The sequence below is a fragment of the Actinoplanes couchii genome (assembly GCF_016862075.1).
GTDB lineage: Bacteria > Actinomycetota > Actinomycetes > Mycobacteriales > Micromonosporaceae > Actinoplanes > Actinoplanes couchii.
Genome location: NZ_BOMG01000078.1, coordinates 76,076 through 87,762 on the forward strand (window position 1 = coordinate 76,076; position 11,687 = coordinate 87,762).

11 protein-coding genes are annotated in these 11,687 nt (G+C 69.6%); 6 read left to right on the forward strand and 5 right to left on the reverse strand.

The features are described from left to right. Window positions 1-3 precede the first annotated feature (3 nt). A complete protein-coding gene (locus Aco03nite_RS31640; RefSeq protein WP_203801374.1) occupies window positions 4-957 on the forward strand; it encodes a phosphotransferase in 954 nt (317 codons plus the stop codon). Here the strand turns inward: Aco03nite_RS31640 and Aco03nite_RS31645 are convergent. Further along, a complete protein-coding gene (locus tag Aco03nite_RS31645; protein ID WP_203801375.1) occupies window positions 941-2,041 on the reverse strand; it encodes an epoxide hydrolase family protein in 1,101 nt (366 codons plus the stop codon). The genes Aco03nite_RS31640 and Aco03nite_RS31645 overlap by 17 nt on opposite strands. A 65-nt stretch (window positions 2,042-2,106) precedes the next feature. Between Aco03nite_RS31645 and Aco03nite_RS31650 the strand changes: the two genes are divergently transcribed. Together Aco03nite_RS31650 and Aco03nite_RS31655 are read left to right on the forward strand one after the other, a co-directional pair. Continuing rightward, window positions 2,107-2,313 (forward strand): hypothetical protein, encoded by a 207-nt coding sequence (locus Aco03nite_RS31650; protein ID WP_203801377.1) that lies wholly within the window; start codon window positions 2,107-2,109, stop codon window positions 2,311-2,313. Further along, window positions 2,307-3,860: a hypothetical protein gene (locus tag Aco03nite_RS31655; RefSeq protein WP_203801380.1), complete on the forward strand. Its 1,554-nt coding sequence runs from the start codon at window positions 2,307-2,309 to the stop codon at window positions 3,858-3,860. The genes Aco03nite_RS31650 and Aco03nite_RS31655 overlap by 7 nt, the downstream gene beginning before the upstream one ends. 40 nt (window positions 3,861-3,900) lie before the next feature. On the opposite strand, the gene Aco03nite_RS31660 is transcribed toward Aco03nite_RS31655, so the two are convergent. Both Aco03nite_RS31660 and Aco03nite_RS31665 read right to left on the reverse strand, forming a co-directional pair. Then, window positions 3,901-4,857 (reverse strand): hypothetical protein, encoded by a 957-nt coding sequence (locus Aco03nite_RS31660; RefSeq protein ID WP_203801383.1) that lies wholly within the window; start codon window positions 4,855-4,857, stop codon window positions 3,901-3,903. Window positions 4,858-4,866: 9 nt separating this feature from the next. Then, window positions 4,867-5,862, reverse strand: a complete 996-nt coding sequence (locus Aco03nite_RS31665) for a helix-turn-helix transcriptional regulator (RefSeq protein ID WP_203801385.1) — start codon at window positions 5,860-5,862, stop codon at window positions 4,867-4,869. Between the two features lie 29 nt (window positions 5,863-5,891). Here Aco03nite_RS31665 and Aco03nite_RS31670 point away from each other — a divergent pair, with 29 nt between their 5' ends. Continuing rightward, entirely contained in the window at window positions 5,892-6,293 is a 402-nt protein-coding gene (locus Aco03nite_RS31670; RefSeq protein WP_239145604.1) for a VOC family protein, read from the forward strand. A 47-nt stretch (window positions 6,294-6,340) separates the two neighbouring features. Here Aco03nite_RS31670 and Aco03nite_RS31675 read toward each other — a convergent pair whose 3' ends face one another. Further along, window positions 6,341-9,514, reverse strand: coding sequence for a penicillin acylase family protein (locus Aco03nite_RS31675; RefSeq protein ID WP_203801387.1), 3,174 nt, complete (start codon window positions 9,512-9,514; stop codon window positions 6,341-6,343). 72 nt (window positions 9,515-9,586) lie between these two features. Continuing rightward, window positions 9,587-10,309, reverse strand: coding sequence for a dienelactone hydrolase family protein (locus tag Aco03nite_RS31680; protein ID WP_203801389.1), 723 nt, complete (start codon window positions 10,307-10,309; stop codon window positions 9,587-9,589). Between the two features lie 339 nt (window positions 10,310-10,648). Between Aco03nite_RS31680 and Aco03nite_RS31685 the strand changes: the two genes are divergently transcribed. Together Aco03nite_RS31685 and Aco03nite_RS31690 are read left to right on the forward strand one after the other, a co-directional pair. Beyond that, complete coding sequence (locus Aco03nite_RS31685) at window positions 10,649-10,873, forward strand: hypothetical protein (protein ID WP_203801391.1); 225 nt, start codon at window positions 10,649-10,651, stop codon at window positions 10,871-10,873. Between the two features lie 28 nt (window positions 10,874-10,901). Continuing rightward, on the forward strand, window positions 10,902-11,591 hold the full coding sequence (locus tag Aco03nite_RS31690; protein ID WP_203801393.1) for a DUF4184 family protein: 690 nt from the start codon (window positions 10,902-10,904) through the stop codon (window positions 11,589-11,591). Window positions 11,592-11,687 lie beyond the last annotated feature (96 nt).

An 11,687-nucleotide genomic window follows, 5' to 3' on the forward strand; every position in this document is an offset into this window, starting at 1 on the left:
GATGTGATCGGCGCGCTGTCGGCCAGGTTCGACGTCGCACCCGCGCTCGCCTGCGCGCCGATCACCCTCGGCCTGATGAACCAGAACTGGCGCTGGACGACCGCGTCCGGGGACTACGCCGTCAAGCGGTTGCGGGACGCCGGCCCGGATGCGGTCCGCCGTCAGCAGCAGGTCCTACCGGTGCTGGCGGCGCACGGCATCCCGGTCGCGGTGCCGTTCGGTCTGACCGAACTGGACGGCGACTGGTACACGATCGCCCCGTGGCTGCCCGGTGAGCACGTCCACGGCACCGGCCTCAGCCTGTCCGCGTGTCACGAACTCGGGCGGGTCGTCGGCCTGGTCCACACCGTGCTGCGCGAGGCGCTTCCCGTCGCTGGACCGTCCACACTGCCGCCGGCGCGGTCGGTTTCGGACACGATCACCGAGTTCGAACGGCTCGCGGCCGCCACCGGGGACACCGCGTTCGACAGGTTCGCCCGCGCCGAGATCGGGCGGCGGCTCCGGCTGCTGCCGTCGATCGCACACCTGCGGCCGGAACCGGGAGCCGAGGACCCGATCGGCTGGACACACGGCGATCTGACCCCGCTCAACCTGCTCTTCACCGGATCGGACGTGACCGGGATCCTCGACTGGGACCGGCTCGCCGCGCGACCCTACGGGCGGGAGGTCATCCGTACGGCCGCAATCGTCTTTTTGTCCCGGGAAGGTCTCGATCTCGACCGGGTGTCGGCTTTCAGCGCCGGATATCGCAGCCGGGTCGCCATCTCCGGCGAGGCGTTGCGGGACGCCGCCCACCGCCGCTGGTGGGAATACGCCACGGACACGTATTTTCTGCGCCGGCACTACGACCAGGGCGACAGCGGCTGTGACCACCTGTTCCGCAGCTCCTCGGCCCTGCTGCGCTGGTGGACCGAGAATCGGGAACGGGTCGCCGGATCGCTCACCGGATTTCGCTGAAGAACGCGCACAGGTCGCCGATCAACAATTCCGGGACCTCCAGGGCGGGGAAATGGCCGCCGCGATCGTGTTCGGCCCAGAAACGGATGTCCGGATAACGGCGCGCCGCCCACCGCCGGGACGGGCGGGGCGATTCCCGAGCGAAGATCGAAGCCCCTGCCGGTACGTTCACCGGAGTCACGTCCCGGCCGTCGATCCACGCGCCGACCCGCTCGATGCTCTCCGCGTAGAGACGGGCCGAGGAGGCCGCCGTGCCGGTCAGCCAGTACAGCGTCACCTGGTCCAGCACCTGGTCCCGGGTCAGGCCGTCACCCCAGGACAGCAGTTTCTCGGCCATCCACGCGCACAGGCCGGTGGGGGAGTCCAGCAGCGCGTACCCGATCGTCTGCGGCGCGGTCCGGTGCATCTCCGAGTAGCCCGACTCGTTCCGGCCACGCCGGTGCGCCTCGTCCCGGGCGGCCTGTTCGGAATCGGTCAGGACGTCGTCGGGCGCCGGACCGGCCAGCGGTGGGATCAGGTGGATGCCGGCGACCTGCTCCGGATGCCGGGCGGCCAGACAGCTGGAGATGCTGGTGCCCCAGTCGCTGCCGGCCGCCCCGTAGCGCCGGTAGCCCAGGCCCGCCATCAGCTTCGCCCAGGTGCCGGCGATCCGCTCGATACCCCAGCCCGGCTCGAACGGCTTGTCACTGAACCCGTAACCGGGCAGAGACGGGATCACCACGTCGAACCCGGCGTCGGTCAGCGGTTTCGCCAGTCCCGCCAGTTCCAGCACCGACCCGGGCCAGCCGTGCGTGAGGATCAGCGGAAACGCACCCGGTTCCGGCGACCGGGCATGCAGAAAATGAATGCCGAGACCGTCCACATCGGCCCGGAACTGCCCGACGGCGTCGAGTTGCCGCTCAGCCTCCCGCCAGTCGTAGCCGTCCACCCAGTAGGCGCAGAGCTCCCGCACCGTCTGCACCGGAATCCCCTGCCCCCAGCCGGCCACGGGGGAGGCCTCCGGCCAGCGGGCGTTGTGGATCCGCTGTCTAAGCTCAGCGAGATGGGAGTCCGGCACCCGGTGATGGAACGGCTCGATCCTCATCGGTCGATTGTCCTCGATCCAGGTGCACGGGCCGTCGTCATCACGTCTCTGCTGGGGGAGGCCACGTGACCCGCCGCGCCAAGCCCGTCCCGCCGCCCGGCGCTCCCGACCACCACGCCGAGTCCGTCGCACGGGATCCTGCTCCTGCCTCTGGCGAGCACGTCGCGGCTGTCCGGCGGGACATGCTCGACCATCTGCGCCGGACCTGGGGATTCACCGGCGACCTGACCTGGCGGGAGACCGGCCCCGACTCGTGGGTCGCCACATGTTGATCAACGCGCTGGTGGACGGGCTGGTGAAGAACCCGGCGCTGCCGGAGACCCTGGTGCGGCGGCTCATCCGATGGCGGGGCGGGTCCGGCGGGATCGCCGGGCGGGACGACCTCAGCGCCGTGACCGTCGAGGAGATCATCACCACCGGTGACCACCGTATTCTTCACACCCTGGCGCTCAACCAGGCCATGTCGGGCGAGGTGAAGCTGCGACTCGCCCGGCTGGGGGATCCGAGCGTGCGGGCGGCACTCGCGCTCCGGTCCGAGCACGGGCCGAGGGAACTCTTCGAGCTGCTGGCGGGCGACTCGGGCAAATCAGTCAAGGAGTATCTGGCCCAGAACGGCCGGGTGCCGGAGGACATCCGGGCTCGGTTGGCCGACGATCCCGATCCGAAGATCCGGGCGACGCTCGCACAGTACTGGAACGGGGCGCCGGAACAGATCCGGCGAAAGTTGCTCACCGACCCGTCGCCGGAGGTGCGGGCCGCGGCCTGCTCCACCTACTTCCGGTTCCTGCCCCACCCGACACCACCCGCCGACCTGGTCCCGGCCCTCCTCGCCGACCCGCTCACCCGAGCCGGAGCCGCCCGCCACGCAGTCCTGACCCCGCCGCCCCACCCGGCCCACCCGGCGCGGCCGACCGCAGACCCGGCCCATGCCGCGCAGCCGGGTGCGGGTCGGGGTCGTCCCGTGCGGCCGACCGCGGAGCCGGGCCTTGTCGCGGGGCTGGTTGCTGATCCGGACTATCAGGTGCGGCGGGAGCTCGCCCGGCATCCGACTCTGCCGCCCGCGGCCAGGGACCTTCTGGCTGTGGATTCCAGCGCGGCCGTCCAGGTTGTGCTCTTCGGCCGGGAGGATTTGCCGGCGCACCTGCGGTGGGCGATCCACGAGTTCGTCGAGCGGCGGGCGGCGAACCCCGTCGACCTGGTGAGCAGTGACCTGGAGGATGATCTGCTGGAACAGGTCATCGAGGACAACATGGCCATCGACGAGCTGCGGCTGGGCTCGCTGCCGTGGGTGACCGCGGATCCGCTGCCGCACGTCACCTCCCGGTACATCGGGTTTCGAGTGGCCGCCGCGCGCGCCGCCGACACCCTTCCGCCGGAGGCCGTCCGGACCCTGTTGGACGATGAGGATCTCGACGTCCGGCGAACGGTGCTGTCCCACGCCCCGCACCTGGTCGAACCGGCCACCGCTGAGCAGATCGAGCGGGAGTGGTCCAGCAGGCGCCGCAAGGTTCGGTGGCGGCCCGCCGACAGCTACCCGTTCCCGCCGGAGTCGTTGCGCCACTTCGCGACCGACCCGAACCCGCGGATCCGCGATCTCGCCGTGACCGATCCTGATCTCCCGGTCCCGGTGCTGACCGCCCTGGCCGCCGACACCGACCCGAGCGTGCGCCAGGTGGTCGCCGGGCATCCCCGGTTGCCGGTCGAGGTCCTGCTCACCCTCCTCGAGGACGACGCCGGGCACGTGGCGACAGCCGCTGCCGCGTCACCGTCACTGCCACTCCCGACGATGGAGGAGATCCTCAACCGCGCCGGCCTCTGACAAGACCGCGGCCCGCCAGCCCGCCGGCCCGTCGATGACGTCAGTTCCAGCTGGTGGCGGTTACGGCGGCCGTCTTGCAGTTCTCGCACAGGTAGAGGCTGCGGAAACCGTCGCCGTGTTCGCGGACCATGCTCGTCACCGTGGCGACGTGGAACATCAGGCGCTCGCACTTCGGGCATGCCGGGTTCGGGTACAACCCGATCGGCGGTCCGCCCGCCGTGCCGACCACACCCGGCGTGGAGTGGATGTGGCCGTTGGAGTAGACCAGGCCGGGACCATATGGCCGGAGCACCACACGGCCGAGGCCGAACGACCGATCGTCCTGGAACGTGAACCCGTCGTCGTCTTCCTCGTCATCCTCCCCGTCCGTCAGTTCGACGAGCACGTCGTGATAGCGGCCGCCCGGATCGACGGCGGCGAACAGCGTCCACCGATCGGTCGACTCGGGCGCCACCAGGTGGGCGTGCGTCGCCGGCCAGGACGGCAGGCCGGGGATCTCGTCGAGCCGCACCGACAGGTAGTGCCAGACCGCCGGAGCATCCGCGACGACAGAGATCGGCAGCCCGACCGGATGATCCGCCCCGGGGAATCCGCCCACCTCCAGGAAGATCGCCCGCCGCTCGGGAGTGAACCGCCGCTCGGCCGGCCCGTGCGGGGGAACCCAGAGGCCACAGTCCTCGAACTCCGAGCGGTCACCACCGGCCCGCACCCGCTCGGCGACCGCGGTCAGCGCCGCCGGAGTGCCGATCGCCGCGAGCATCCACGCGGACCGGAAGTCGTCGGCGGGCCGCCCGGCCAGGATCTCCACACACCGGTCCGAGGCACCGGCGAACAGCACGCACAGGTCGTCATAATTCACCTCGAAGCGGTCGGCGAACGACTCGGCGACCGTCTCCTGAAATGGCCGGAACTGATCAGGGTCGGTGCCGGCCAGCCGCGCGAAGTCGTCACTGCTCGCGGGCAGCTGATCGAGCAGCGCCGCTACGTCGGGAACCATGCCCCGAGGCTATCGGCCGGGTCCGACATCTTCTCCCTCGTACAGAAGCCGCAGGGATTGTGCCGTTGATCTCATCATCTCGCGCAGGGCCGGCGGCGCGAGCACCTCGATGTCGCCGCCGAGGCGCAGGAACTCGGCGTGGGCGTGGTTGATCGACTCGATCGGGAGGGTGACCGTGGTCCAGCCGTCGTCGTCCGGTGGCCCGACGGCGGCGTCGACCTCGCGGGACATCGCGCGTGTCATCAGGTAGGGGATGCGGCTGAGCGCGGCGGGCGCGAGCCGGACGGTGGCGTGGTCGCGGTGCAGTCGCCGTTCGAAGTCGACGGCCCACTCGGCCCAGGTCGCGGCGAGATCGAAATCGGACGGCCGCTCGAAGGTCTCATCGAGGACGGTGAGTTCCAGAACCGTCGCCACCCGATAGGTCCGGATGTCCTGGCCGGCCAGAGCGAGGAAATACCAGACCCCGGCTTTCAGTACGATCCCCAACGGCGAGACGACGCGCTCGACCTCGCGGGGTTCGCGCCAGCGCCGGTACCGCATCCGCACCCGCCGCCGGTTCCACACCGCTCCGGCCAGCGCGGCCAGCTCCGGATGGCTCTCGGTCTCCCGGAACCAGCCCGCCGGGTCGAGGTGGAACCGGTCCCGGATCTCGTCGACGTGCCTGCTCAGCCGGGCCGGGAGCGCGGCACGCAGCTTGAGTTCGGCGGTGGTCAGCACCGCGCCGAGGCCGAGTTCGGCGGCGGCCGACGGCACCCCGGCCAGGAAGATCGATCCGGCCTCCTGCTCGGTGAGCCCGGTCAGCTTCGTCCGGTAGCCGTCGACCAGCTGATATCCGCCGTTCGCGCCCAGCTCGGCGTAGACCGGCACGCCCGCCGCGCCGAGCGCCTCGATGTCGCGGTAGACGGTCCGGATCGAGACGCCCAGCTCGCCGGCGATCTGGTGCGCGGTGAGCCGGCCCCGGTCCTGGAGCAGCAGGACCACCGAAAGGAGTCGACTGGCACGCATTCCCAGAAGACTGCCACAAGATGTCAGTCATGGCTGACAGGGTGGGTGCTGACGAAAGGGGCACCACCATGGCACTCGCCACGTACACCGGCTTCTCCCTGGACTGCGACGACCCGGCGGCGCTGTCCGACTTCTACGTGAAGTTGCTCGGCATGGAGGTGGCCTACACCAGTGACGAGTTCATCTACCTGGGTGCTCCCGGCAACGGCATCGGATTTGTGAAGGTGGCGAAGTACGTGCCGCCGACATGGCCGGAATCGGACGTGCCGAAGCAGGCGCACATCGAGCTGGGGGTCGCGGAACTGGAGGCCGGCGAGGCCGCGATCCTGGCCATCGGCGCGACGAAGCCGGAGCACCAGCCGCAGCCGGACCGCTGGCGGGTGCTGCTCGACCCGGCCGGCCACCCGTTCTGCATCTCCGTCATGGGCTGACTTCAGCAACGGAACAGGGGGTGACGTGGTCACCCCCTGTTCCGCCGTCAGCGTTGGTAGACCTCCAGTTCGAACAGGGACAGGCCGTACTGGGTCGCCCTGGTCACGCTGGTCAGGCGGACATAGCGGGCGGTGCCCGGGGTGAATGCCACAACGTCCTCGCCACCGTTACCGCCGGTCACCGAGGCGACCGGGGTCCAGGTGGTTCCGTTGGCCGAGGTCTCGATCCGGTACGCCGACGCGTACGCCGACTCCCAGAAGAGCCGCACCCGGCCGACCGTCGCCGAGGCTCCGAGATCCACCCGGATCCACTGGCCCTCGGACCAGTCGCTGGCCCACCTGGTCGACATGTTGCCGTCGATCGCGTTCGCCACCGGGTAACCATTTTCGGACGCCGAGGCGGTCACGGTCCTACCGGACGCCAGGTTGGCGATGTTGTCACCGCGCTTGGCGGGGAAGGACACCACCTGCTGGTACGTGGGACGGTTCTGCCACGAGATCAGCGGATGCGTGATGCCGCCGAGCGGGGACTGCAGGATCGCGTCGGCGCACCACTGGTTCCCGGCCGCGCACCGGGTGTCGCCCGGATAGGTGGTGGCGGCCGGCTCGGCGATCGCGGCGGACAGGCTGGTCAGCAGTGCGGTGCGGCAGGCGCTGACGGTGCCGCCGCCGCAGTACTTCGTCGACCAGTTCGGCACCGTGTCACCGAGCACCGCGCGGAGATCCTTCTCCACCCAGCCCCACCACCCGTACTGGAAGGAACTGCCCTTGTGTCCCTGTGCCGCGTTGGCGGAGTGCGGCAGCGTGGAGACCTGGCCGGTCTGCCCGCCGGACGGCGACTCGTTGATCTGCAGCGTGTCGACGAGCGAGGTGAACAGTCCGGTGCCGAGCCCGCTGGAGAACTGGGCGGTGACCAGTTTCGGCCACCAGGCGTCGAGGATCCGGATCGCGTCGGCGTCCGTGTAGGCCTTGCTGCCCGCCGCGGTCTCCTTGCGGAGGGCCCCGTTGGCCAGCCACGTGCGCAGTTTGGTCAGCGCGGCGGCCTGGGTGGAGTCGGTCACCGTGGTGGTGTCGATCATCCGGAGCAGGCTGGGCAACACCTCTTTACCCCGAAGATCGGTCAAACCCGCCTGCTGTACGACCTTGAGCAGCGACGCCCGGTCGTACTTGGTCCCGGCGGCGATCCCGGCTTTCAACGGCGCGTCGAGCAGGTCACCGCGTTGCACCGATCCGAAGCTGAAATTGCCGTCCGCTGCCGAGTATCCGGCAGCCTGCTTGTTGTTCCAGCTCACGAAGTAGTCCTGATTCACCGCCTGCACGTGCGCGCTCGCCGGGCGGATCCCGGTCCACTCCTGGGCGGCGTCACCCCAGGCCGGCAGGTTCGGGTCGGCGGTCGCCGGGCGGATCGGCTCGGTGCCGGAGGTGAACAGCGCGGTGTCCGCCGAGTTCACGTAGAACCAGTTGAACCCGAACGCGATGTTCGACGCCGACGCCGTGAACGCGGCCGGCGTGCCCATCTGGGCCGGCTCGTTGAACATCTGGAAACCGATCGCCGAGTCCGCCTCGTGGCCGTACGTGGACCGCAGGCTGGTGAACGCGACGGGCGTGCCGCCGACCTTGCCACGCCAGCTGACCAGGCCATACTTGGTGCGCAGCACGGTCAGGCGGTACGAGCCGGCCGCCGTCGAGTCGGCTGTCGTCGGCGTCCACGCGTTGCTGCGGCTCAGCGTCTCCATCGCGGTGCACGTGCCGTGGTGGAGGTAGGACGTCGACGCCGTGGTCGGGGTGCTGCCGTCGGCGTTGCAGAGCCGGATCGCGTAGGTGTCGGTGATGTCCTGCACCGACGACGTGGCGCTCCACGCGTAATCCGGGCCGCGTCCCAGCAGTGTGTAGAGGTTGAGTCCGCTGAACGCGACACCCCGGCTGCTGATCCCCGGGCCCTGCAGCTCCTGCAACATCAGCAACTGCGGGGCGAAATAACCGGTCTGCGGGCCGAAAACCGCGACCGGATGCCCGGTTGCCGAGTTCGCGGCGCTGACCACCGCGGCGTTCGACATGCCGCGCTGTGCACTGTCGATCGTCAGGTTGCTCAGCGAATCGGCGATCGCGCTGGTGCCGGACACCCCGGTCGCGGCGCTTCCGGTCCGGTCGTAGACCAGCGGCTCGGGGGTGGCGGTCCCGGCATCCGGCATGGCCACGCCCGAGGCGTTCGGATCCCCGCCGCCGTACGGGAAACTCTGACCCGCGTGCAGGGTCAGCACCGCCTCCGGGTCGTTCTGCGAACGGAACTGCTGCCACACCTGGTCACCGGCGGTGTTGCCGTACTTCGCCCGGGCCGCGACCCGGACCAGCGCCGACTGCATCTCGGTGCCGCCACCGCCGCCGAACAGGCCACCGATCACACCGGCGATCGCGATCAGGTCGGTCGGCACGAAGTCGACCGGGCCGCCCGCGTTGGTCACCGCATCCAGGTGACCGGTCAGCACGTACTCACCCGGGCAGTTCCGGGCGGCCATGCAGTCGTCGATGAACAGGTTGATGCCGGCCAGATATTGCAGGACGTCGTCGTAAAGTTGCGCCCCTCGCGTCCCGGAGGCCCGCAAGGTGTTGATCTGATTTTGCAGGTCGGTTTCCGTGTACGGTGAGTTACGCCAGACGCTCTGCTCCAGATCGCGGTTGCCGGCTGCGCCACCGGCGAAACTCGTCAGGCTGCCCCGGGCCACGTGCCGCATCAGGTCCATCAGGAACAGGCGGTCCTGCGCGCCCGCGTAACCCGCGCCGAACATGGTTCCGGCCCTGGTCGTGCCGGTGATGTGCGGGATGCCCAGGGCCTTGTCGCGGACGATCGTGACATCGGAGCGAGGGGATTTCGTGCTCGCCACGTTCGCCGCCGCCACGCCGTACGACGCGTCGTTGAAGAAGGTGTTGATCTGTTGCGGGGTCAGGCCGGTGTAACTGTAGGTGAGGTTGGCGTAGGGGGCCAGCTGGTTGCTCGCGTTGGCGGGCATCGTGCCGAACGCCTGGTGGGCGAGGATCGTGGCCAGGTCGGCGTTGCCGTTCTGACCCGGCGGCAGGATGTCGGAGCATTCGCCGAGGCAGTAGTCGTTGGTGGCGTACGCCGCCACGGCCGGTTGGGGGTCGGCCGTGACGGCGAGCGTCGCGGGGATGATCAACAGGGCGGTGAGAGCGCTCGCGCTCGCCAGAGAAAGAGATCGGCGCATGGGGTTCCCTTCGGGGCACGCCGGAATACGCGAAACTTTCTCGGGATGTTAGGACATTGACGATTGTGAAGGCTAGCTCTCGTTAAGGAATCGGGTGGCCTCGATGATCGCGTGGTCGGTCAGGATCGGGTCGTGGCGCGGGCCGACGTCACGCATGAAGGCGTGCTCACCACCGGTGAAGACGTGCAATTCCAGGTCGGTCAGGCCCTCCGCGTACAGCCGTTGCAGGATCGCCAGCCGGGCGTCCGCCGGGACGTGCGGATCCTGACTACCGAAAACGATCATCAGGCGGCCCTGGATCTCGCCGGCCCGCTGCAGGCTGCCGGCGTCCGCGTCCTTGCCGAGCGCGCCGTTGTGCAGTCCCGTCGGGTAGAAGCAGATCGTCGCCTCCACCCGGGAGTCGAAGGCCGCCCGGAACGCCAGATGCCCGCCGATGCAGAACCCGGTCACGAAGATCCGGTCCACGTCGTCCCGATCGGACAGATGATCCAGAACGGCCAGCCGGTCCGCGTCGAACCCGGCGACGCTGGTGGTGGCCGCCCCCTCCAGCCCGCGTTGCTTCCCGGCGTCGTCGAACTCCAGGGCCACGCCGCCCAGGTTCCCGTGCGGATAGATCTCCGGCACGGCGACGAGGAAACCGGCGCCGGCCAGCCGCCGGGCGGTGCGCAGGGTCGACTCGGTCCGCTGAAAGATGTCGGTGTAGAGCAGAAGCCCCGGCCAGGACCCACCCGTCGCGGGTCTGATGACGGTGGTCCGGATGTCCCCGATGCGGACGTCGCTCTCAGTCAACTTCATGATCAACACAATACCGACCCAAATCGGTCACCCGCCCCTCATGATGCCGGTCCGCCCAGTCGCCTATCCGTCTTGCCACCCCCTTGTCATGCCATCCGCGCTTCTCGCCGCTTGTTCCTCCGCGCCGTTTGTCCCTCCGCGCCGTTTGTCCCTCCGCGCCATTTGTTTCTCCGCGCCGCTTGTTTCTCCGCGCCGCTTGTTCCTCCGCGCCGCTTGTCCCTTGTGTCGTCTGCCCCTTCTCGGACCTTGCCCGCTATGCCACTTGTTTGTCTGTCATCACCCTCCCGATCTCCTTCGGGGCCGGCCGCTCACCTTCACCTCCCTGCACATTTGCGGCGTTTGAATATCGACATCGACTTCCTGACCGGCGCTCACCGTTGCCTGATCGCCGCGCCGGGTCGTGCTGCGTTGCGCCGGTTCGTGCTGCGCTGGGCCGGGTTGCGCCGGGTCGTGCTGCGCTGCGCCGGGTTGCGCCGGGTCGGGTCGCAGTGCGCCGTGTCGAGTCTCGTCGCGTCGTCGGGAAAATCGGCGGGGCATCGTCGGCCGGATCGCTTGACCGGCTGATTGGTCGGGGTTGATTAGTATCCGGGCGGTGCCGAGTACCTTTCCCACACATCCCGCTGCGATCCTTCCGCTGAAACTCTGGAGGCCGCGCTGGTTCGACGGCGTAGCCCTGGTTCTCGGAGCCGCCTCACCCGACATCGCCTACCTGGTGGACGGCAGCGGCCTACCCGTCTGGCCGCTGTCCCACCAATGGCACGGCCTGTTCCTGTTCTGCCTGCCGGTGACCTTGCTCGGCTGCTTCCTGACCCGCCGAGCCGCCCCGGCCGTCGCCGCCCATCTGCCGTCCGGCGGCCCGTTCGCACTCCGCGACTACGGCGCCCTGTCCGACTCTGGTCACCGCTGGTGGATCACAGCGCTGTCCGCACTGATCGGCGCCGCCAGCCACATCCTGCTGGACGACCTGGAACAGGCAGTCCCCGTGCTGGAGATCCCGGCCCACGTGGCCGGCCTGGTCGCGATGCTGGCGCTGGCGGCTCTGATCGGCCGACGCCGCCTGATCCACCGCTGGCACGGCGAGGCACCAACCGTCCCCACGAACCCGACCCGCTTCTGGACAGCAGCCGCAGCGGTCACCACCCCGTTGGTAGCCCTGATCCCTTTCCTCCCGGCGGCTTTCCTCCCACACACCACCGGCGTGCGCCTACTGACAGCCGCAGCTTTGGGCCTCCTGGCCGGAGCCGCCACAACCACAAGGAGCCGAGCAAGAACAACGGCGTAACCTCGCGGCTCGCGGCTCGCGGCTCGCGGCTCGCGGCTCGCGGCTCGCGGCTCGCGGCTCGCGGCTCGCGCCTCGCGGCTCGCGGCTCGCGGCTCG